This window comes from Pusillimonas caeni, from assembly GCF_003545815.1.
GTDB lineage: Bacteria > Pseudomonadota > Gammaproteobacteria > Burkholderiales > Burkholderiaceae_B > Pusillimonas > Pusillimonas caeni.
In genome coordinates this window covers 26117-47623 of the sequence record NZ_PDUW01000006.1, presented here as the reverse complement: position 1 = coordinate 47623, position 21507 = coordinate 26117, and the positions used below count along the sequence as shown (strand labels likewise).

Annotated in this window: 23 protein-coding genes and 1 pseudogene; 16 read left to right on the top strand and 8 right to left on the bottom strand. The window is 65.6% G+C overall.

All coding sequences use genetic code 11. From position 1 onward, the window contains the following. Positions 1-27: 27 nt before the first annotated feature. From CSC67_RS13865 to CSC67_RS13830, 8 genes are read right to left on the bottom strand one after another with little or no spacing between them, the layout of a single operon-like run. The gene (locus CSC67_RS13865) at positions 28-2652 is read right to left on the bottom strand and encodes an AAA family ATPase (RefSeq protein ID WP_003116812.1); all 2625 of its coding nucleotides are present in this window, start codon (positions 2650-2652) and stop codon (positions 28-30) included. 9 nt (positions 2653-2661) lie between these two features. Next, entirely contained in the window at positions 2662-3387 is a 726-nt protein-coding gene (gene nucC, locus CSC67_RS13860) for a CBASS effector endonuclease NucC (RefSeq protein ID WP_003050273.1), read from the bottom strand. A 38-nt stretch (positions 3388-3425) separates the two neighbouring features. Beyond that, positions 3426-4328: a CBASS oligonucleotide cyclase gene (locus tag CSC67_RS13855; protein WP_003105624.1), complete on the bottom strand. Its 903-nt coding sequence runs from the start codon at positions 4326-4328 to the stop codon at positions 3426-3428. Further along, complete coding sequence (cap7, locus tag CSC67_RS13850) at positions 4328-4828, bottom strand: type III CBASS phage resistance system CD-NTase-associated protein Cap7 (RefSeq protein ID WP_118995078.1); 501 nt, start codon at positions 4826-4828, stop codon at positions 4328-4330. The genes CSC67_RS13855 and cap7 overlap by 1 nt, the downstream gene beginning before the upstream one ends. Next, positions 4825-5295 carry a type III CBASS phage resistance system CD-NTase-associated protein Cap8 gene (cap8, locus tag CSC67_RS13845; protein WP_003105626.1) on the bottom strand — a complete coding sequence of 157 codons (471 nt, stop codon included), beginning with the start codon at positions 5293-5295 and terminating at the stop codon, positions 4825-4827. The genes cap7 and cap8 overlap by 4 nt, the downstream gene beginning before the upstream one ends. Next, positions 5292-6206, bottom strand: a complete 915-nt coding sequence (cap6, locus tag CSC67_RS13840; protein WP_003105629.1) for a CBASS system CD-NTase-associated protein Cap6 — start codon at positions 6204-6206, stop codon at positions 5292-5294. Before cap6 ends, cap8 begins: the two co-directional genes overlap by 4 nt. A gap of 17 nt (positions 6207-6223) precedes the next feature. Continuing rightward, positions 6224-6799, bottom strand: coding sequence for a PIN domain-containing protein (locus CSC67_RS13835; RefSeq protein WP_003109777.1), 576 nt, complete (start codon positions 6797-6799; stop codon positions 6224-6226). Next, on the bottom strand, positions 6796-7266 hold the full coding sequence (locus CSC67_RS13830) for a helix-turn-helix domain-containing protein (protein ID WP_003050245.1): 471 nt from the start codon (positions 7264-7266) through the stop codon (positions 6796-6798). The genes CSC67_RS13835 and CSC67_RS13830 overlap by 4 nt, the downstream gene beginning before the upstream one ends. Positions 7267-7469: 203 nt before the next feature. Between CSC67_RS13830 and CSC67_RS13825 the strand changes: the two genes are divergently transcribed. From CSC67_RS13825 to CSC67_RS13750, 16 genes and pseudogenes are all read left to right on the top strand, one after another. Continuing rightward, positions 7470-7853, top strand: coding sequence for an integrative conjugative element protein, RAQPRD family (locus tag CSC67_RS13825; protein WP_003120001.1), 384 nt, complete (start codon positions 7470-7472; stop codon positions 7851-7853). After that, the gene (locus CSC67_RS13820; protein WP_003050225.1) at positions 7850-8083 is read left to right on the top strand and encodes a TIGR03758 family integrating conjugative element protein; all 234 of its coding nucleotides are present in this window, start codon (positions 7850-7852) and stop codon (positions 8081-8083) included. The genes CSC67_RS13825 and CSC67_RS13820 overlap by 4 nt, the downstream gene beginning before the upstream one ends. 16 nt (positions 8084-8099) lie before the next feature. Further along, positions 8100-8459, top strand: coding sequence for a TIGR03745 family integrating conjugative element membrane protein (locus CSC67_RS13815; protein ID WP_003090173.1), 360 nt, complete (start codon positions 8100-8102; stop codon positions 8457-8459). Between the two features lie 11 nt (positions 8460-8470). After that, positions 8471-8869: a TIGR03750 family conjugal transfer protein gene (locus CSC67_RS13810; RefSeq protein ID WP_003105639.1), complete on the top strand. Its 399-nt coding sequence runs from the start codon at positions 8471-8473 to the stop codon at positions 8867-8869. After that, complete coding sequence (locus CSC67_RS13805; RefSeq protein WP_003105641.1) at positions 8866-9558, top strand: PFL_4703 family integrating conjugative element protein; 693 nt, start codon at positions 8866-8868, stop codon at positions 9556-9558. The genes CSC67_RS13810 and CSC67_RS13805 overlap by 4 nt, the downstream gene beginning before the upstream one ends. Then, positions 9555-10466, top strand: a complete 912-nt coding sequence (locus CSC67_RS13800; protein ID WP_003105643.1) for a TIGR03749 family integrating conjugative element protein — start codon at positions 9555-9557, stop codon at positions 10464-10466. The genes CSC67_RS13805 and CSC67_RS13800 overlap by 4 nt, the downstream gene beginning before the upstream one ends. After that, on the top strand, positions 10456-11874 hold the full coding sequence (locus tag CSC67_RS13795; RefSeq protein WP_003109776.1) for a TIGR03752 family integrating conjugative element protein: 1419 nt from the start codon (positions 10456-10458) through the stop codon (positions 11872-11874). The genes CSC67_RS13800 and CSC67_RS13795 overlap by 11 nt, the downstream gene beginning before the upstream one ends. Next, positions 11855-12304, top strand: a complete 450-nt coding sequence (locus tag CSC67_RS13790; RefSeq protein ID WP_003109775.1) for a TIGR03751 family conjugal transfer lipoprotein — start codon at positions 11855-11857, stop codon at positions 12302-12304. Before CSC67_RS13795 ends, CSC67_RS13790 begins: the two co-directional genes overlap by 20 nt. Beyond that, positions 12304-15195, top strand: a pseudogene (locus CSC67_RS13785) (conjugative transfer ATPase). The gene CSC67_RS13790 and the pseudogene CSC67_RS13785 overlap by 1 nt, the downstream one beginning before the upstream one ends. Before the next feature lie 24 nt (positions 15196-15219). Then, entirely contained in the window at positions 15220-15987 is a 768-nt protein-coding gene (locus CSC67_RS13780; RefSeq protein ID WP_003090202.1) for a DsbA family protein, read from the top strand. A 175-nt stretch (positions 15988-16162) separates the two neighbouring features. Next, positions 16163-16657, top strand: a complete 495-nt coding sequence (locus tag CSC67_RS13775) for a JAB domain-containing protein (protein WP_003090203.1) — start codon at positions 16163-16165, stop codon at positions 16655-16657. Between the two features lie 164 nt (positions 16658-16821). Next, positions 16822-17268: a TIGR03757 family integrating conjugative element protein gene (locus tag CSC67_RS13770; protein ID WP_003109772.1), complete on the top strand. Its 447-nt coding sequence runs from the start codon at positions 16822-16824 to the stop codon at positions 17266-17268. Positions 17269-17351: 83 nt separating this feature from the next. Beyond that, complete coding sequence (locus tag CSC67_RS13765; protein ID WP_425337662.1) at positions 17352-18215, top strand: TIGR03756 family integrating conjugative element protein; 864 nt, start codon at positions 17352-17354, stop codon at positions 18213-18215. A gap of 9 nt (positions 18216-18224) precedes the next feature. Further along, on the top strand, positions 18225-19619 hold the full coding sequence (locus CSC67_RS13760; RefSeq protein WP_009518521.1) for an integrating conjugative element protein: 1395 nt from the start codon (positions 18225-18227) through the stop codon (positions 19617-19619). Further along, a complete protein-coding gene (locus CSC67_RS13755) occupies positions 19616-19975 on the top strand; it encodes a hypothetical protein (RefSeq protein WP_009518522.1) in 360 nt (119 codons plus the stop codon). The genes CSC67_RS13760 and CSC67_RS13755 overlap by 4 nt, the downstream gene beginning before the upstream one ends. A gap of 14 nt (positions 19976-19989) precedes the next feature. Next, positions 19990-21507, top strand: a complete 1518-nt coding sequence (locus CSC67_RS13750; RefSeq protein ID WP_009518523.1) for a conjugal transfer protein TraG N-terminal domain-containing protein — start codon at positions 19990-19992, stop codon at positions 21505-21507.

Here is a 21507-nt window from a genome sequence, read left to right as displayed (position 1 = left end):
GCACGGCTCTGCAAAGCCGTGTGCCGTTCATCGGTTCTGCAGGGTATCAAGAGCAGCATCCAACGCCGTAACCGCCTCGACGACCGTTCTTACCGTCGCCCGATCAAACTCATGATCGCGCTGAGCGTCGTGCACACCGCTATTGAGGTAACCCCATTCAATACTCGTACCGCTGACATTGAGCAGCCGGACCAACGCCCCTACGGCATCCGGCGCACCCGCATGTTGCGCCGCGATACGCTCGACGGCCGACCGCAACTTGGTGCATTTATTGTTCAGCTCCCAAGGCGCGCGGGGCCCGCTCAGCTTGATGTCGATCCGGCCGTCCGCCCGCCGACCCAGCCACGTCCACAGGCGGTCCGTCAGACTCTCCAGCGCCGGCCGGGCCTGACGCAGTGCCTCGCGTTTCTCGTCAGCCGCCAACGCCTGCTGGGCCAGAAGAACATAGTTCTTCGCTGGCGGGTCGCTGTCGACCCGCAGTTCGTGCTCTCCCTGATGCGGGAGAAACTTGTAGCGCTTAATGGCCGCGGCGCGGCGCACGCCCAACTCCTGCTGGATGCGGTGCAGGAACTCCTCTGCGTGCGAGGTGAGGATAACCTGCTTGCCGTGGAGCAAACCGTCCTCGAAGAAGGTACGCCAGATGCCATCGCGATGGTCGTCGTCGATCGCGTTGACGACGTCATCGAATATGACCACGGGGCAGCCCTGCGCGAGGTTCTTGGCAAGCAGAATCGCCAGGCCCAGGCATTTGATGTGCCCTTCGCTGAAGACGATCAACGCGTCGTAGCGCGCGCCCGGCTCGCCGGCGAACTCCACCTCGATCTTGCCGTTCTCGGCCACGGGCAACCACAGCGCGTGCAGCAGATCGCCGGGCGGATCGGCCCGGTTGAATGCGTTGTAGAGATGGCGGGCTTGGTCTCCCAGCCCCTGTAGCAGAACCCCCGGCAGAGCGGTCAGGTATGCCTGAATCTCGGGCAGGAAGCCGTCGTAGGCGGCCTTGACCCGCTGATGGTGCACCACCACCGGCATTTCGTCCGTGGCCGCCTGGATCAGGCCGCGGTTCGCGTCGTCGAATTGGGCCACGGTTTGGCGGGCGGCCGCCAGCTCCTGATCCGCAGTCGTGCGCATGGTCCGCAGCCGTTCGATCTCCAGCTGATGCTGTTGCAGGCGGTCCCGCTCCTGGGCCATCGCGCCGCGCTGGGCATTCACGTCGCGCGCCTGCGCGTCGAAGCCTTCGATGATCTGTGCGATCCGTAAGAGGGCTTGCCAGGCGCGCTGGTCCCCATTCACCCCGCCGCCGAGCCAATTGCCCGCCGACGTGGGAGGCAGCAGTGGCAGGCCCGCGGCCTGCGATTCGGCAGGACAAGCGACCCCAGCCGCCGCCACCACGCGGCGCATTTCGTCACACAGCGCTCGGACCGCCTCGCTCAACTGCGTCCGATGCCCGGCCTCCTGCTGCTGCAGGACGGCCAGTTGCGCGAGCTGCTCCAGGCCCATTCGCGCCCTGGCGAACGGGTCCTGCGCCACGGCGGCCAGTTCGGTTCCACATGCCGGACACGCGGTCGCCCCGTCCGCCAACGCTTGCACGGCCTCGTAGAGCTTCGCGTACGACACCTCGCCGGCGCGGGCCGCGAGTTGCGCGGAAGACGCTTGCCACAGTCCCTGGACGCGGTAGGCCTCTGCCAGCAACGCTTGCAGGCGGGCCTGGGTCACCTCGTGAATGGCAGGCGGGTTGGCGTCCAGCTGAGCCTGGACATACGGTAGCCGTCCTTGCTGCTGCGGCGTACCCAGCAGCCAGTCCACGCAGGTTTGATAGGTCGCGCCAGGTGACATGCGCTGCGCCAAAGCTTGTTCCAGGCCCTCGACCGCTGCGATCTTCTGCGGGTAGGCGGCGATGGTCTGTTCGGAGTTCGCCAACTGCAGGCGACGCTGCGCCAGCTGCGCCGCCTGCACGCCGGCAAGCATCAGGTCCTGATCGAGCGAGGGGTTGAAGCCGCGCACGAACTCGCTGAACTGGTCCACGCCGAACAGGGTGGCGATGAGCTGGCGCTGATCGCTCGGGGTCCGCGCGGCGATTCGGGCGAAATCGTCGAGGCGGTTCTTCTCGATGAAGCAGAAGCGATACTCAGCTTCGTCGGGCTGGACGGCCTGCGCCTCGCCCGCCGCCGTAGACGACAGGACTGGCGCGATGTGGCGGCGCAGGCGAGCGTTGTTGCAGTACGTCCGCTGGTCGACCCGCTTGGCCTGCGCTTCGCTGATCGAACCGAGCATCGCCACTTCCAAGGCTTCGCAGAAGCTGCTCTTGCCGGTGCCGTTGGCACCGTAGACCAAGGTGATGTCATGGCTGAGGTCGAACGTCTCCTGCCGCATGAATCCTCGAAACGGCCCGACTTCGAGCTGGTGCAGTCGCCCGAGCGCCGGCCCGTTTTCGGGGCCGCGCGCGTCCCCGTCGTAGGCGACAGGCATCTGCGCCAGATGCGCGATGGCCAGCGGCGCCAAGCGCGTGGAGCGCCCCCGGCGTGCAGCACCGACCTCGGCCAGTGGCTGCAGGTGATCGAGCACCAGGTGCGCCAGCCGGCGCACGTCGTCGTGCACGTGCCGCTGCGTCAAGTGCGCCAGGAACCGGTGGTACTCCGAACGTATGCTTGCCACAGCGACCCCTCACTTGGTCAACCACTGACCGTAAGCCTCCACATCGATCATGGGGACCGTTCCACTGAACTGAAGCTGCGCGATCAGCTTGAAAAGAAACGCGGTCGCCGGCTTGTTTTCGTTGGTGTAGCTGTACGCGCCGCTGGCTTGGTCATAGAAAAAGTGCCCGTGGGCGGCAACGCATCCGATGTCCAGACGCCCCTCGGTGAGGTTTGCGTTCAGCGCCTTGTCCATGGATGGGCCCAATGCAGGACTCCATTCGCTCTCGAAGGTGAGCAAGCCACCCAGAATCGGAATCAACGGCTTCGCTGGGTAGGTCCCGCCAGCGTGCGGGATCGGCAGGCTCGTGCGGTGCAGCCTGCGCACACTGGCGACCTTCTCCTGGGCATAGGCCACAAGCCCCGCGTCAGCCGTCTGCTTGGCCTCGAACACGGCGTACACGCTTTCGGCTGGAATGATCGTCTCGTTCTCGTAGGTGAAGATAAAAGGCGAATATTGCCGATCAAACACCACCACATCGATCTGCTGGCTGAAGTTCCCCAGGCTGTCCACCACATGCGCCTTCGCCGCCTGGTACCGTTTGGGCAGATAGGTATCCAGCATGTCGATCCAGACGTTCTCGCTCGCATCCCCCTTCGTACCCGGGTGACCGAAGGTCTTGCGTACTACGGACAAGCGCTGCTGGATGTCTTCATGCAGGGACGACAGGAGCTGGGAAAGCGACCACTGGGACATGCTGTACCTCGATGGGACGTGTATGGAAGCCGATGGAATCAGGACAGTGGGAACTTGGGGCCAAACAGTGCGCGCCAGGCGCGAAGCGCTTCGATATTGCGACCACGACGCGCGTGGTCGATGGCGATGCTTGCGTCCTGGCTCGCCTGGAACAGCAGCTGCTGCGCGCGCTGCTTGCGCGCGGCATCCATATCGTTGCTGATCGCCGGGCCAAGTCCGGCGGGATCCGGCCACTCGTCATGAACACGATCGGCAAGCGTGGCAAAGAACGACTGGATCTCGCGATCGAACGATCCTCCCCAGCCGCCGTAAAGACACTCAAGGGCCATTACCTCGATCAGGAACGAGGGCTTCACCGGCTTCTGATCGCCGTGCTTGGGATTGTTGTTCCAGTACTTCACCATGCGCACGAGACCTTTCCACTCATTGCCATAGGCTTGGTGCGCTGCGGTCGCCTTGTCCTTATGGATCTCCGGGTCCGTCTTGATCCACTTTCCGGACGCCGTATCGGGGATCTCATACTGGTCGCCGGTGTCGAATGCGGGCACCGCATCCACGCTGACCACCCGGTAGTCCGTGTTGTCCTCCGCGTCGATGTGAACACCGAAATCCACGTTGATCGAGCGCGCCTGTTTGCGCACGGCCGCCGAACCGTATTTCTCCACCAATGCAGAGTGGAAATCATCCAGCACTACCGATGCGGCCTTGCCGTGGTAATGCTTCTCCGAGTCCTTCAGCACGAAGAAGATGTCGATATCCTTGAGCGGCTTCGTCTTCGTGTATCGAGCATAGGACCCGGTCAGGAAGCTGCGCGCAATGCCGAACTTGGTCTGCAGGTAGTCCCGCACTTCGTTCTGGCGTTGCGAGGCATTCTTCTGTTCGCGTTCGTTGAGTTCCAGACGCGACTTGAACTTGCGAAAAGCTTCATCGATCGACAGCATCAGCGTTGCCTCCAATATCCGGCCTGACCCGCCAGGCCGCTGTGTTCGACAGTCGAGCCTAGGCTCTGCCTGACCATTCCATCCGTCGAGCGATAACTTCCTTTGCTCCACCCCTCCACATCAGGCCGCCCTGGCTTTGTATCGAGCATTAACTTGTACTTGGCCTGCGATGGCAGCAGCCCAGCTTTCTTGATCGCGTACTTCAACTGCTCGGTATCTGTCCAGAAGCTGCCGTCGCCATCGGACCACCCATACACGATGTCGATATCCCATCGGGTCACGAGTTTGTCGGTTGCCGGGTTGTAGATCTCCAGAATCACCTTGCGCAGATCACCGGTCCCGAGCCACGTCTTGATGGCTCGGGTATTGCTCTCCCAGCGATCCGCGAAGTGCTCGGGGTCCAGCCCACTGAGCAGGATGATGTCTTTCAAGCTCTTGAGGATGTTGTCGGTCACATAGGTAACCGAGTGCGTGTACGAGTAGGTGGCGACGGTGCTCATGACTTGAGGAAACCTCCGAGGTCGAGCGACAGCGCTTGTCCAGCATCGGCCTGCGCCTGCGTGGCAATTCCTTGGCTCAAGTCCCGTGCAATGATGCGAGAACTGTGCTTTTTGAGCGCGGTTTGCACCCAGCCGAGCTGCTCCTTCGGACACGGCAGCGAGACTCCCCAGTCTCCCTTCAACGGCTCGAACCCCAAGACTTCTTCGTTGGCATCATCACCATCGATCGCGTCTTCGTCGAAGAGGCAGTAGATCCTGGTCCGTGGTCCATCGCATGTCGCAACGATGGGCGCGCTCTTGGGTGCCTGGTCGGCGATCAAGCTGGCGGCCACGCCCGCCACGGCCCTGAGTTCAGAGCGAGCCGTGCCGTCCTTGCCCTGAGTGAGCAGTTCGACAATGGCATCCCACGTCTGCAACGCATCGCGGTGCGGCGAGCTGCGAAACGTCCGGCTGACAACGGTGGTCATTTTTGCTTCCCTCCTTGAAGGCGCATTTGCGTTGCCTGTCGTATCGCACTGCGCAGGTGCTCTACGGAAAGCTTGTTCGGATCGATAGCCACTTGCGGGTCGGCCGCGAGGGCGTTGGCTACGACCTTGCGAATGGCCCGACCATCCAATCCGACGCACTCGCCAGCGCACGCGTCGAACTGGTGAGCCGAGGAAAGCTTGCCAATCCCCGGAAATGTCTTTGCCAGGCCATTCAGGCAGTCCACCAGGATCTGCTTGCAGGCATCCTTGCCGGGCAGTGGCACCTCCATCACCATGTCGCAACGAGATAGGAAGGCACTGTCGACGGCCTGTGGGAAGTTGCTGGTGGCCACGAACAGCAGATGCGGGTTGCGTTCGGCCAACATGTCCAACTGCACCAACACCGCGTCGGTGGCCCGGTGCACATCAACCGGGTTGGCTTCCAGGCTGAGCTTGGCTCGATCAGCCGCAAGCGTTTCGACCTCGTCCAGAAGGACGATCGTCGGGCCCGCCGCTGCGGATTCTGCGATCGATTGCGAGAACAGGTCTGCCACGGCGCGTTGAGTCTTTCCCATTGCAGAGCTCGTCAGCGTGTGAGGCTCTACTTCCAGCAATCGAAACTTCGCAGAAGAAAAAGATTCGGCCACACGATGCGCCAAGCCCCGTGCCAAGGAGGTCTTCCCAGTCCCCGGCGGGCCGACCAACAAGATCACGCCGTGCAGGGGGAGTACCGTGCGCTCCACCTTGGGGCGCACCGTGAAGTTGACGATCGCCTGTGACAGCAACTGCTTCTTGAGAGCTTCGTCCATGACGATGGAATCCCACAGGGCGCCCAGCGACGTGTCCGGCAGCTTCCAGCTTCGATGGATGCCTTTCGGCAAAGTGGCGTCTGATGAAGGATTCTTGGTCATCCGTGGCTCTCGGCGGGTCAGAGAATGGTGCGATAGGTCGCCAGCACCTTGGTCGTTTGCACAAGGCCCTGGCGCAGCAGGATTTCGAGATAGCGGTCCACCTCGATCGGCGGATGCTTGAGTTGGGCACGCTGGCGCTGCGCAGCCGACACCACGGCGGCCGCGTCCAGATCCAGTAGGTTGTCCACAAACTCATCGGGGTGCTGCGATTCGATGCCGTACGGAGCCAGCAGATCGTTCGGGAAATCCCGTTCGTTGAACGTCACAATCACGCTCGCACCGCAGCGAATCGCCGCAGCCAGGACGTGCCGGTCGTCCGGATCGGGCAATGTCAGGCCTGCCACGAGCGCTTCGTAGCCCTCCACCAAGCCGTCCGGAATTGCCCGGTCCATGAGATCCGACGTCCTGTCGACCTGAACCCGGGTGAGATCGGGGCGGTTGATCAACAGGTTGCGTTTCCACTCCTCATGAATGGCTTGGCTCCACCGCGCCCGGAAGCGGCCAGACAGGCCGAGCCACATCAGGAAATCCCGCAGTGGCGCGGGATATAGAACGCACGCGTCGTAGACGGCGGTGAATGGGGAATGCCTCATTCGTATCCCATTCCCAACTCTTGCGACTGCTGAGCGAGTTCGGCCATCGCCTGCTCACTGGCGCGCTCGCGCGCTTCCTTGTACTGCATCAGATCGGCGAACCTCACCCTGCGGTGCTTGCCGGTGCGATGAAATGCCAACACCCCATCTTCGAGCAGCTTGACGAAATGGGGACGGGACACGTTGAGCAAGTCCGCCGCCTCTTGGGTCGTCAGCTCTGCATGGACGGGCACCACCTTTACTGCATTGCCATCGGCCAACTCGGCCAGGATGTCGACCAGCAGGCGTAAAGCCGAGGTAGGCAGTTCCACCTGATGAGCCTGTTTGTGGTCATCAAAGATCTGGATGTGCTGCGTCTCGAACTGGGTTGCGAGGTAAGCCGCCAAGGCACGTTGACCCTGGACGGCTGCCTTCACCTCTCCCGCGGCGGGAAGGGTCATCTTGGATTGGGCAGTGGCGGTGGTCATGGGTAGCTCCTAAGCGAAAACGGTTGCAGAGCCGATCATATTCGAAATACTCGGAAAACGCAATAATCGAAGCGCGACCCGTGCTTTTGTAGGTTCGCTCGCAGCATGCCCAATCCGGTCGTCCGCCAGTTCCTATTGTTTGCGGCCTGAAACAGCCCTGATCTCCACGATCAACCCATTGCTGATCACACAGGAATGGCGCGATGGTGGCTTCGATCTGGCTGCGCGCCGCGCATCGCGGCGTGCCCACTTTTTTCGTGACGGCCCTCGTGCTGGGCCAGTCCCCGATGGCATTGGCCGAGTCCCCGGCGCAGCGCCAGGAGTTGGTCGCCGCGCTGCGCCAGCTCGACGCGCTGGAACGCACCGTCGCGGACAGCGCCGCGCATGCCCCCATCCAGCCGGGCGAGCGCTACCACTTCGATTACCCACGGCTGCTGGCTGACCTGGCGCGCGTGCGCGCCGGCATCCAGTTCCACCTGACGCCATCACGCGCTCAGCCGCGCGACCCCTCCGAACTGGCCGGCGACTACCGCACCGAGCGGGCCGCTTCGCCATCGCCGAAGACGACTGCGGAGGGCGAGCAATGAACGGCGCCCAGGTCTCGGCATTTCAAGCCAACAGCGGTATCGCGCCTTCCGCGATGGCGACCGTCCTGGTCGGCGTCGTGTTCGCGGTCCTGCTCGTGTGGGGCGTCTGGGCCATCCGAACGGCCTATGTGGGGTGGTCCGAGAGCCGCCTCAACCAGCGCCAGTTCCTCGGCGTCTGCATCCGCTTCGTCGCGATGTACCTCGTCCTGAGTTTCTTCCTCCTGTCCTGACATGAAAGGCCCGACCATGCACAACCGCAACCTCACTTCCCGTTTTGCCCAGCGCGCCGCCGTGGCCCTGGGCGCCGCCGCGCTGCCCGCACTGTCGTTCGCGCAAGGTCTGCCGCAGTTGGAGAACCCGACGCGCGGCACCGGCAACGGCATCATGGAGACCATCCGCAACTACGGCTACGACATCATCATGCTCGTGGCCCTGCTGGTGGTGGCGTCGATGTTCATCGGCGTCTGCTACCACGCCTACGGCACCTACGCGGAGATCCACACCGGCCGCAAGACGTGGGGCCAATTCGGCCTCACGGTCGCCATCGGCGCCGTGCTGCTCGTGATCGGCATCTGGCTGCTCACCGAAGCCACCGGCATCCTGTAAGCGAGGCCGGTATGTCCGAGCAGCAGCACGTCCGTGCGGACGGGACGGTCACGTTCCTTCCGCACCGGCTCAACCGCCATCCCGTGGTCGTGCGCGGCCTCACCGCCGACGAGCTGTGGATCTGCTGCGGCCTGTCCGGCGCGGCCGGCCTGCTGGTCGGCGCGCCGCTTTCGTGGGTGTTCCGCACGATCGCCATCGCACCGACGTTCGTTGTCCTGGGCGTGGCCTTGGGCGTGTTCATCGGCGGCGGCATCCTGCGCCGCCTCAAGCGTGGGCGCCCCGACACCTGGCTGTATCGACAGTTGCAGTGGCGCATCGCAACGCGCCATCCGCTGATGGCCGGCTGGGTGGGCGGCCACGTGCTGATCTCGCGCTCGGGCTTCTGGTCCACCCGCAGGAGCATGCGATGAGCCGCTTCAAGAACGAGATCGCCCACCTGCAGGCGCACATCAAGACCTTGCGCCTGGGCGCGGGCGCGCTGGTCATTGTCGCCCTGGTCATGGGCGGCGGCTGGTGGAGCGCGCCGCGCGACCTGACCATCCACGTCCCGCCCGACCTGCGCTCTGGCAGTACCCGCAAGTGGTGGGAAGTGCCGCCCGAATCGGTCTATGCGTTCACGTTCTACGTGTTCCAGACGCTGAACCGCTGGCCGACCAATGGCGAAGAAGACTACTCGCGCAACCTCCATACGCTCTCGCCGTACCTCACCCCGTCCTGCCAGGCCTTCCTGCGGGCGGACTATGACTACCGCCGCTCCACGGGCGAGCTGCGTCAGCGCGTGCGCGGCATCTACGAGATTCCCGGCCGCGGCTATGGCGACGACCCCACGGCGCGCGTGCGCACCGTATCCGATCGCGACTGGGTGGTGACGCTGGACATCACGGCGGACGAGTACTACGGCGCCGAGCAGGTCAAACGCGCCCTGGTGCGCTATCCGATCAAGGTCACGCGGGTGGACGTCGATCCCGCCCGCAACCCGTTCGGCCTGGCGCTGGACTGCTACGAAGGCGCGCCCCAGCGCATCAGTGCACCGGAGCCGGCGCGCCCGGCGCCGAGTGACCTGAATCCGCAAGCGCCTCAAGGAGGAAACACCCCATGAAGCATCCTGTACTCGCGCTGCTGGGGCTACTGGCCGTGGCCGCGGCACCCGTCGCCCAGGCGGTGGAGATCCTGCGTTGGGAACGCATGCCACTGGCAGTGCCGCTGAAGGTCGGTCAGGAACGCATCGTATTCATCGACCGGAACGTGCGCGTGGGCGTGCCCGCAGGCGTGGGCAAACGCCTGCGCGTGCAGAGTGCGGGCGGCGCGGTGTACCTGCGTGCCAGCGAGCCGATCGAGCCCACGCGGTTGCAACTGCAGGACGCCGACACGGGCGCGCTGATCCTGCTGGACATCGCAGCCGAACCGCCCAAGGACGGGGAAGCCGAGCTGGAGCCGGTGCGCATCGTCGAGGGTGACAGCGCACCGGGACGCTATGGCGAGCAGGCCGACAGTGCCGAGGCCCCGGCACGCGCCCAGGGCCAGGCAGGTGCGCGGACCGCGCGGCGCGAAACTCCGGTCCCTGTCGTGCTGACGCGCTTCGCCGCGCAGAACCTCTACGCACCGCTGCGCACCGTCGAGCCGCTTCCGGGCGTCATGCGGGTCAACCTTCCCCGCGACCTCGACCTGGACACACTGATGCCAACGCTGCCGGTGCGCGCGGCCGTGCTCGCGTCGTGGCGCCTGGAAGACCAATGGGTGACTGCCGTGCGCCTCACCAACACCGGCGCCGACTGGGTCGCGCTCGACCCGCGCGTGCTGCAAGGCGATTTCCTCACCGCCACCTTCCAGCACGAGGCGCTGGGCCCGCGCGGCACGACCGAGGACACGACCGTGCTGTACCTGGTCACGCGCGGCCGCGGCCTCGCGCAGTCGCTGCTGCCGGCGATTCACCGCTTCGACCCTGCCGTGCATCTGCCGCAGCCGGACGGCGACGAGAACGCCAAGGAGGCCCGCCATGCGCAGTAACGGCCTGCTCAAGTGGCTGATGATCCCTGTCGCCATCCTGGTGCTGTTCGCCGGTATCCGGCTGTTCTCGGGTGGAGGCGGCACGGCGCCACCCGCGGCGGACAACGGCGCCCAGCTCACGCCCGAGGAAATGAAGGCGCTGGGCATCGAAGGCGACACCCCGCGCGACACCGTGGCGACGCTCGTTGCCCAAGTGAAGCAGTTGCGCACCGAGCTTCAGACCGCGCTCTCGGACAACAAGTCGCAGCGTGAAGAGAACCAGCGGCTGCGCCAGCGCGAGAACTCCATCGACCAGCGCATCAACTCGGCGCTCGAATCCGAGCGGTCCAACCTGCGCCGCGACCAAGAGCAGGCGGCCAGCGCGCGCCAGCAGACCGAAGGGCTGCTCGCCGACCTGCAGCGGCGCCTGGACAGCATCGGCGGGCGCGGCGGCGGCCATGCGGACCTGCCCGTGGGCCTGGGGCTGCAGGGCGGCGACGAGGCCGGCATGGAGGGCGGCGTGCGGTGGGTCGAGCCGGACGACGCAAAGCCCGCCGAGGGGCGCAACGGGGGGCGTGGCGCGAGCGGCGGCATGAGCTTCCCCACGAGCTTCGGCCCGGCGCAGAGCACGCTCGAAACCACCGCTGAAACCGTGGCCAACGCGGGCGCCCGCGCCGCCGGGGTCAAGAATGCCAAGCCGGTCTATACCGTGCCGACCAACTCGACGCTAATGGGATCGGTGGCGATGACGGCCCTGATCGGCCGCGTGCCGATCGACGGCACGGTCAACGATCCCTATCCGTTCAAAGTTCTGGTCGGGCCGGACAACCTGACCGCCAATGGCATCGACATTCCCGACGTGGCCGGCGCCGTGTTCAGCGGCACCGCCTCGGGCGACTGGACGCTCTCGTGCGTGCGAGGTCAGGTGCGCAGCATCACGTTCGTCTTCAACGACGGCACGATTCGCACGATCCCCGAAGACCGCGAGGGCAACCAGCAGAACAACCAACAGCGCGACGGCTTGGGCTGGATCAGCGATCCCCACGGCATTCCTTGCGTCAGCGGCGAGCGGCGCAGCAACGCCCAGCAATACCTCGGCTCGCAGGCCCTGATCACCGCGGCCGGTGCCGGTGTGGCCTCGCTCATCGAGAGTGGCAGCGGCCGCATGTCCTATGTCGGCTCGGACGGCTCCATCGGCACCGTGGGCATCACCGGCCAAGAAGCGGTCGGCCAGATTCTCGCGGGCGGTGTCCGGGACATGTCGGCCTGGGTCAACAAGCTCTACGGCCAAGCCTTCGCCGCCGTCTATGTCCAACCCGGCGCCAAGGTTGCCGTCCACCTCGAAAAGCCGCTCGCCATCGACTTCGATCCCGAAGGCCGCAAGGTCGATCACCGCGCAGGAGAAAGCCATGCCCTTGAACTTGACTAACCTGGCCCGTGGCCTAGCACTGGCCCTCGCCGTCGCGGTGCTCGCCGGCTGCGCCACCAGCAAGGAAAAGCTGTTGACCCACGGTGACCGCACGATGATGGACATCTGGCAGCAGGAGGCCGGCGACGGCGGTGGCGCAGCCGGACGGAACGCCGGCCGCCAGTTGCTCGATGCGCGCCAGAGCCTGCGTCGGCCCCTGACCGACGCCGACGTGCAGGCCGCACCTGTCGAGCAGATGCGCTACACGCGCACCGCGCGCAATGAGGTTCACCGCCAGTTCCAGCGTCTGCCCAATCCCGATCTCGTGATGTACGTGTACCCGCACCTGGCCGGCACCGACCCCGTTCCCGTGCCGGGCTACACGACGGTTTTCCCCTTGTACCAGCGCGTGCAGTACGCGATGCCTGGCGAGAGGACGGAGGACTACTGATGCGGTGGAAACTTCCATGGCCGAAGCTGGCTGCCGTCAGCGCCGAAGACACCGCCGCCGACGAGCAGCCGGACGGCTGGCAGCGCCACGTCGAGGCCTTGCAGCAAGCCGGCATCCCCGAACCCGGCGCCGCGGTCCAGGGCCGCAAGCCGGCGACCGTGGCCGACGAGCAGGCGCTGTACGACGTCGCACCGTCCTTCGTGGAACTGCTGCCCTGGGTGGAGTTCTTGCCCGAGTCGAAATCGATGCTCCTGGAGGACGGCCAATCGGTGGCCGCCTTCTACGAGCTGGTGCCGCTGGGCACCGAAGGCCGGGAACCCGGCTGGCTCGCGCATGCCCGCGACGCCCTGGAAAACGCGCTTCAGGACAGCTTCGATGAACTGGACGAGAACCCGTGGGTGCTCCAGCTCTATGCCCAGGACGAACCGAGCTTCGACCAGTACATGCAGACCTTGCGCGATTACGTGCAGCCACGTGCGCGCGGCTCGGCGTTCACCGAGTTCTACCTGCGCTTCTTCGGCCACCACCTGCGCGCTGTGGCCAAGCCCGGCGGCCTGTTCGAGGACACGGTGGTCACGCGGCTGCGCTGGCGCGGCCAGACGCGGCGCGTGCGCATGGTGGTGTACCGCCGCGCGAGCGGACAGGGACAGGCAAACCGCCGCGGCCAGACACCCGAGCAGATGCTGGGCATCGTCTGCGACCGCCTGTGCGGCGGCCTGGCGAACGCCGGCATCCAGGCCCGGCGCATGGTCGCGGCCGACGTCCACGACTGGCTGCTGCGGTGGTTCAACCCGCGCCCCACGCTGCTCGGGCCTGGGGTGGAGGACCGGGAGCGCTTCTACGCGTTGGCGCGCTATCCGGACAGTACCGAGGAAAGCGAGGCCGGCGAGATCGAGCTGGCGAGCGGGCGGGATTTCAGCCAGCGGCTGTTCTTTGGGCAGCCGCGCTCGGACGTGGCGCAAGGGGCCTGGTACTTCGACGGCATGCCGCACCGCGTGCTGATCACCGACCGGCTGCGCATGCCGCCCGGCACCGGGCACCTGACCGGCGAGACCCGCAAGGGGGACGCGATCAACACGCTGTTCGACCAGATGCCCGAGGACACCTTGATGTGTCTCACCATGGTGGCCACGCCGCAGGACGTCCTCGAATCGGACCTCAACCATCTGGCGAAGAAAGCTGTGGGCTAGACGCTGGCGTCGGAGCAGACGCTCAAGGACGTGCATGAAGCCCGCTCCCTGATCGGCAGCGCGCACAAGCTCTACCGGGGCACTCTGGCGTTCTACCTACGCGGGCGCGACGAGGCGGAACTGGATCGGCGCGGCCTGGACCTCGCGAACGTGATGCTCAACGCCGGCCTGCAGCCGGTGCGCGAGGACGACGAGGTGGCGCCGCTCAACAGCTACCTGCGCTGGCTGCCGTGCTGCTACAACCCCGGCAAGGACCGGCGCCGGTGGTACACGCAACTGATGTTCGCCCAGCACGCGGCGAACCTGTCGCCAGTATGGGGCCGCGCCCAGGGCACGGGGCATCCCGGCATCACGATGTTCAATCGCGGCGGCGGCCCGATTACGTTCGACCCCTTGAACAGGTTGGATCGGCAGATGAATGCCCATCTGTTTCTATTTGGCCCCACCGGCTCGGGGAAGTCCGCCACGCTCAACAACCTGCTGAACCAGGTGACGGCCATCTACCGGCCGCGGCTTTTCATCGTGGAAGCCGGCAACAGCTTCGGCCTGTTCAGCGACTTCGCCAGGCGCCTGGGCCTGACCGTGAACCGGGTCAAGCTGGCCCCCGGATCGGGCATCAGCCTGGCGCCGTTCGCCGACGCACGCCGGCTGATCGAAACGCCCAGCGACGTACAGACGCTCGATGCCGACGCGCTGGACGAAGACCTGCCCCCCGATGCCTCGGCCATGGAAGCGGACGAGCAGCGCGACGTGCTGGGCGAACTGGAGATCACAGCGCGGCTGATGATCACGGGCGGCGAAGACAAGGAAGAAGCGCGGATGACGCGGGCCGACCGCTCGCTGATCCGCCAGTGCATCCTCGACGCCGCCGAACATTGCGTGGCCGAAAAGCGCACCGTGCTCACGCGCGACGTGCGCAACGCGCTGCGCGCCCGTGGCCAGGACCCGACGCTGCCCGAGATGCGGCGCGTGCGGCTGCTGGAGATGGCGGACGCGATGGACATGTTCTGCCAAGGCACGGACGGCGAGATGTTCGACCGTGACGGCACGCCGTGGCCCGAGGCCGACATCACGCTGGTCGATCTGGCGACCTATGCCCGCGAGGGCTACAACGCGCAGCTCTCCATCGCCTACATCAGCCTGATCAGCACGGTGAACAACATCGCCGAGCGCGACCAGTACCTGGGCCGGCCGATCGTCAACGTGACCGACGAAGGTCACATCATCACCAAGAACCCGCTGCTCGCGCCCTATGTCGTGAAAATTACAAAAATGTGGCGCAAGTTGGGCGCCTGGTTCTGGCTGGCGACGCAAAACATCGACGATCTGCCGCGCGCCGCAGAGCCCATGCTCAACATGATCGAGTGGTGGGTGTGCCTGTCGATGCCGCCGGACGAAGTGGAGAAGATCGCCAGGTTCCGCGAACTCTCGCCGGCGCAGAAGGCGCTGATGCTCTCCGCACGCAAGGAAGCGGGCAAGTTCACCGAGGGCGTCATCCTCTCCAAGAGCATGGAAGTGCTGTTCCGCGCCGTGCCGCCAAGTCTCTACCTCGCGCTCGCGCAAACCGAGCCCGAGGAGAAGGCAGAACGCTACCAGCTCATGCAGCAGCACGGCGTCAGCGAGCTGGATGCCGCCTTCAAGGTGGCTGAGAAGATCGACCGGGCACGTGGCATCGAGTCGCCGACCCTGGACCTGCCCTGAATCTGCCGTACACCGGAGAACGCCATGGAACAGAAACGCCCATCCATTCCGATGCAGGTACAGGCGTTCCGCCGTCGGCGCTGGAGGCTCAGCTGGCCCTGGGTGTTGGCCGCCGTGCTGGTAGCGCTGCTGCTGATCTGGCTCGTGTCCCGCTATTCTGGCAAGTCCACTCCCCAGACTTCAACGCCGGTCAGCGTGACGCAGGTGGCCGGGCCTCCGTGGCAGATGGGAAATCCGGAAGGGCGTTTCACGCTGACGCTCTACGCGGACCTCGAATGCCCGTTCTGCCGATCCTATTTCCCAGTGCTCAAGCGTTGGGTGGCCGGCAACGCGGACGTGGCCTTGCAATGGCACCACCTCCCGTTGGCCGCGCATGAGCCGGCCGCGTCTGCCGAAGCGAGCCTGGCGGAGTGCGCCGGCGAATCTGGCGGCCATGCCGCCTTCTGGCAGGCTGTCGAGTGGGTCTATGCCCACACGCGCAGCGACGGCCAGGGCTTGCCCGAGGACCTGCGGTACCCCGACCTTACGCCAGCCATCGAGCAGTGTCTGGCGAGCGAACGGCCCGAGGCGCCGATCCGCACCCAGACGGCGGAAGCCACGAGCAGCGGCGTGACCGCCACGCCGTCGCTGCGGCTGCACGATCGCGAAACCGGCAAGGCGATCCTACTGCAGGGTCCGATCGAGGGCGATGCCTTGCTGTCGGCCATGGACATGCTCGCGGCCGGCGATCCCGCCGCCACACCTACTACATCGGAAATGCCTGCCGACGTCGTCGGCGACATGCCCAGGTAGCCCCGGTCTTCAAGGCTACGGCGCAGTCCACTGCGCTGACCGAAACCCGTTCGCCTCGCATCCTGGCCGCGAACGATCACCGCTGCCGCGGTGATGGATGCACCTTGTTCGTTCCCCAGGAGGGCTTGCCCTCCCAGGGCGCGCGCCCTCCGATCTCACCGTCTGGAGGTTCGCCATGTCTTTCGTCGTCAATGACTCCTGCCTGGAGTCGCTTTCCGCCATCGCTGCCCAACACGAGGACTGGATCATCCAGCAAGCCATTGCACTGCTGGAGAAGCGGGTTTTCAAAGCGGGTGCGAAACTCCTCGACCCCACGGCCGTGCGCGACTACCTGCGCGTGAAGCTGGTCGCCGAGCCCAATGAGATATTCGCCGCGGTGTTCCTGGACAGCATGCACCAGGTGCTGGCCTACGAGCCGTTGTTCAGGGGCACGATCAACTCGACTTCGGTCTATCCGCGTGTCGTCGTGCAGCGTGTGCTGGAGTTGAAGGCCGCCGCGGTGGTCTTCGCGCACCAGCACCCCTCGGGCATTTCCGAGCCGTCGAGCGCGGATCGCATGCTGACCCAGCAACTGCAGGCCGCGCTGGCGCTCATCGATGTGCGGGTACTGGACCACATCATCGTCGGCCAGGGTGCCCCGTTCTCCTTTGCGGAGTCCGGCCTGCTGTAAGGGTTGCACTGCTTCGTTGATCAGCGCGGAGGCTTCGGCCTCCGCTTTTTTCTTTGCGGCGACGCAAGCAGGTATGCGGGGTGGCCGCGATGCGCATTGTTTGTTGGGGCCGCCTGGGGTTCGGCGTTTGACTATGGCCCTGATCAACTTCCGGGGCACATGACATGCCAGCAGCTTTTACCCGGTTCGCACCAGGCTGGCGAACCCTTGGCCTGGCCGTGGCGCTGCCGACGTCTCTGGCGGTGTTCAGCCCGGCCACCTTCGCCGCCGACGTGGTGGTCGTCACCGACAGCCGCCACCCGGTCAAGACCATGGGCGGCGAGCGACTGATCGAGTTGGGCGAAACGCCCCGGATCGAGGCCGAGCTTTCCGCGAATCTTCCAGCCGACCCTGAGCGGGCAGCAGCCATCGTCCGGCAACGCCTGAAGCAAGGCGGCACCGATCTTCAGCGCCGCATCGGCACCGCCTACCAGGGCGTCACCGACGCATGGAGTTTGGGTGTCACGACCATCCCGGCCGTCGTGGTGGATCAACGCTTTGTGGTCTATGGCGAGCCGGACGTGGCCCGGGCCGTCGCGCGCATCGAGCAACACCGGAGGACGCAGCCGTGACCCATCGCCCATTCGACCTGCTGCGCCGCCTGCGCGTCGCCGTGGCCTCGCTGCTGCTGATCAGCGCCACGGGCAGCTACGCCTTGAACACCGCCACCATCGTGTCCTCCGTCATGTCGCCGGACTGCCTGGAGTACCGGGTGGTGGGCATCTGCTACTGGCTCTACTGCACCTGGACGGGCTGCACGGTGCGCACATCCACCAAGGTCCGGCACTACGTGCCCGATGCGGTCGTCTCCAGCTACAGCAACACCGGAGAGAACCCCTGGGTCGAGGTGCAGGCGATGAGCACGCCCAACCCATCCGCACAGGCAGGTGGGGATGGGACCACGAACGAAGACCACGAAAACAACCTCGCCAAATTCAAGAACAGCGATGTTATCGGCCATCCCGGCGGCGAGGTGTTCAACCAGTTCGCCTCGTCCTCCGGCTACTTCTGCCAAGGCGCGGGCACGGCCTTCATGCCGTATCTGCTCAGCACCCTGGACACGCTGGCCTGGCGCTACAACGTGCCCGAGATGGCCTACCCGGAGGCGTTGATTCCGGGCATGCGTGAGGTCGGTGCGCGCACCACGATGAACCTCTGGGGCAATGTCTATCCACGCGGTGGCTTCCTGCACCAGACCGACGACCACAAATCCGGGGCGGTGGTGGCCCAGCGCGCGGGCGATGTCGTCACGCGCCGCGGGCAGTTGCACGTGTACCAGCCACTGCTCGCCAACGCCCGTGACGGCTACTGGCCGGCCGGGGCGCTGGTCGAAGGCGATACCTCCACCGGGAAGTGGCAGGAGCTGACCCCTCGTCTGTCGAACACCTGCGTGGTCTTCCCCCACAGCGGCACGCTGACCCAGGCCCAGCAAGGCGACTACGCCTGGGCGCTGTGGCGGCCGTATGCCTGCTGCGAACGCCGCGGGCAGGTGTTCCTGGGCAGCGTCGATTTCCTCTGAGGTGCCACGATGAAGCGTCCTGAACCGATGAACCTTTCCGCCAAGGCGTGCTACTTGCTGCGCCCGACGGCGCTGGCCGGCACGCTCGCTCTGGTCTGCGGCCTGGCGTGGGCGCAGGTCGGATACCAGAACAGCGGCCCCGTCATTGGCGATGACGTCATGTACTCGATCGGAGGCGGCAGCGCGGTGTCCATGGGCCGCGCGGCTGGCATGCGCTCCATCGGGGTCGGCTTGGGGTGGAACAGCAACCTGATCTGCGGCGACATGAGCATCCAGACCACGCTGCGCAACCAGCTCAACGGCATCACGAACGGCTTCCAGCAGATCATGAGCAACGTGATCCAGAGCGCCACCAGCGCGGTGGCGTCCCTGCCGGCGCTGATCATTCAGCGCGCCGATCCCGGCCTGTACAACCTGCTGACCAACGGCGTGCTGCAGGCGCGGCTGGACTTCGACCGCTCCAAGCTGACGTGCCGCGCGATGGCCGAGAAGATGGCCGAGACGGCGGGCGGCCAGCTTGGCTGGAGCCAGATGGCCGAAGGCATGGCCCTGCGTGACGCGGTTGGCAGCAACGATGCCGTTTCGGCCGTCGAGCAGGCTGAGACGCGCCGCGGCAACGACGGCGTTCCCTGGGTGGGCGGCAGCAATGCCGGTGGCGCAGGCCAGTCCGCCATTCGGGTGGTCGGCGACGTCACCCGCGCGGGCTACAACCTGGTCAACGGGCGCGGCGTGACGGACACATCCTCCATCGCGCCCGCCAGTTGCGCGAGCCTGTCCTGCCAGACCTGGACGTCGCCGCAGCAGGCGACCGAATGGGCCACCCGGGTCCTCGGGGAACAGGTGCAGCGCACGTGCGATTCCTGCACCAAGACCGAGACGGTGCCCGGCGTGGGGCTGACGCCGCTGATCCAGGAGGAGTACGAAGCCAAACTGGAAGTCTTGCAGGAACTGGTTTCCGGCGTGCGCAACACCACCTTCGAGAACTTGCGCGAGGCCGGCAGCACGTCGCTGCCGATCACGCGCGGCGTCATCGAGGCGCTGCGCGACGAGCCGGACCAGGACCTGCTGGCGCGGCGCCTTGCGTCCGAGGTGGCGCTGTCGTCGGTGCTGGAGAAGGCCTTGTTGCTCCAGCGCACGCTGCTCACGGGAAAGAAGGAGCCCAACGTGGCGGCCAACGAGTTGGCGGTCGAGGCTGTGAACCACGAGAGCGACACGCTCGACCGGGAGATCCGCAACCTGAAAACGGAGCTGGAGCTGCGCCGCGAGCTGGCGAACAACTCGCCGATGGCGATCATCCAGCGCCATGGTACGCGCGCGGCCGGCTCGCGCGGCATCTACGAGGGCGATCCGGTGCCCGACCGCCTCGACCAGTTGCAGAAGGGCAATCCGGGAGTCCGGCCATGAGCGCAATGCGCATGACCTGGCGCCCCTTGCGCTGGCTGTTCAGCCGGCGCGCGGCGAAAGCACTGCTGTGGGCGGTGGTGATCGTCGCCGCTGCGGTGGGGGCCAACGTCGCCGGCATCTACCTGGTCGGGAGCGTGGCCGGCTGGGAGCGGTGGCTCGCGGCCGCATCGGGCTACTTCTTCGTGTGGCGGTTGTGCCTGTACGGGGCGACGGCCTATGGCTGGGTCTGGATGCGGCGCCGGCTGCTGGTACGTGAGGACGACGCCCAGGCGCGGCGCCGCCTGGTGCGCACCGAGGTCGCGGGCGTCGTCGCCATCGTGGCGCTGGAAGCCAGCCTGCTGATGCAGGCCGGTTGAGGGGAGATGGCGCGATGACGCTTTTCACGACCGACTACCTGGAGTACTACCTGACGCTGGTGTCCTGGATCGTCAACAACGGCATCTGGGCGGTGCTGGTATCCAGCGGGGTATTCGCGCTGCCTTTCGTCGCCATCATCGTGCAGGAGTGGTTGAAGGCCCGTGCGGAAGGTGCCGACGAGGGCAATAAAGGCGTGCTGAGCGCCGCCCGCATCGAGAACCGGGTCTTCGTCGCCATCGTGGTGGTGATGTTCGCCGGCATTCCGTTCATCGACGTGGACCTGAACACCATCCAGTACGACAGCTCGCGCTCGGCCCAGTGCCAGGTCAGCGTGCCGCAGCCCACGGATACCGGCTGGTCGCAGTCCTTCAGCACCATCAACAACCAGTCGGCGAAGGTGCCCGTCTGGTGGGCGTTCATGCATGCACTCTCGCGCGCCGTCACGAGCGCCTCGGTGGCGGCGATCCCGTGTGGCACGGACCTGCGGCAGATGCGCATGGAGATCGACGCCACGCGCATCGATGACCCGGTGCTGGCTCAGGAAGTAGCGGATTTCTCGCGGGATTGCTATGGGCCTGCACGGGCCAAATTGTTCATGCAGCGCCCTCAGCTCGATGAGCAGCAGATGCACGACGTGACCTGGATCGGATCGCGGTTCTTCACCGACACGAACGGCTACTACGACACGTACCGTTCCAGCACGCCGCGCGATGACTGGCCCTATGACAGCAACCGCGACGCCGGGCTGGCTCAGGTATCCAGTGGCGGTGGCTACCCGACCTGCAGGCAATGGTGGGCCGATGGCGGTAATGGCCTGCGGGCACGCTTGCTGGGACAGGTGGACCCGAGCCTGCTCAATCGCCTGGCGGGCTGGGCCGGGTTCCTGAGCCGAGCCGAGGTGGACGACTCGGTAATCCGCACGATCGCGTCACCGCGGCAGCAGAAATTGAACCAGGGCAGCGTCTATACCGACTACGGCGGCCAGATCGACAAGACCCTGCCGAACATTGTGACGCGGGCCACGGGCGATGTTGGGATGGCAGTCGGCGCGATTGCCGCGTTTCCAGCCATGGACGTCGCGAGGCAGGCCCTGCCCATGGTGCTTGCATTGCTCAAGATGGCACTGGTTATCTGCATCCCGCTCGTGCTGGTCGTGGGCACCTATGACCTGAAGACGGTGGTCACGGTCAGCGTCGTGCAGTTCGCGCTGTTCTTCACGGACTTCTGGTTTCAGCTTGCACGCTGGATTGACAGCACCATCCTCGACGCGCTCTATGGCTGGGGGTTCGGCTGGAACCGGCCGCACACCAATTTCGACCCGTTGGTAGGACTGAACAACGCCTTCGGTGACATGCTCCTAATGTTCGTCACGGGCACGATGTTTCTGGTCCTGCCGACGTTTTGGGTCGCTGCCTTGGGGTGGGTCGGAGTTAAGGCTGGGGTGATTGCTCAGAACCTTGCTGTCGGCTCCAAGGAAGCGCGTGATAGCGCCGGGTCAGGTGTAAACAAGGTAGCCGGCAAGGTTCTGTGA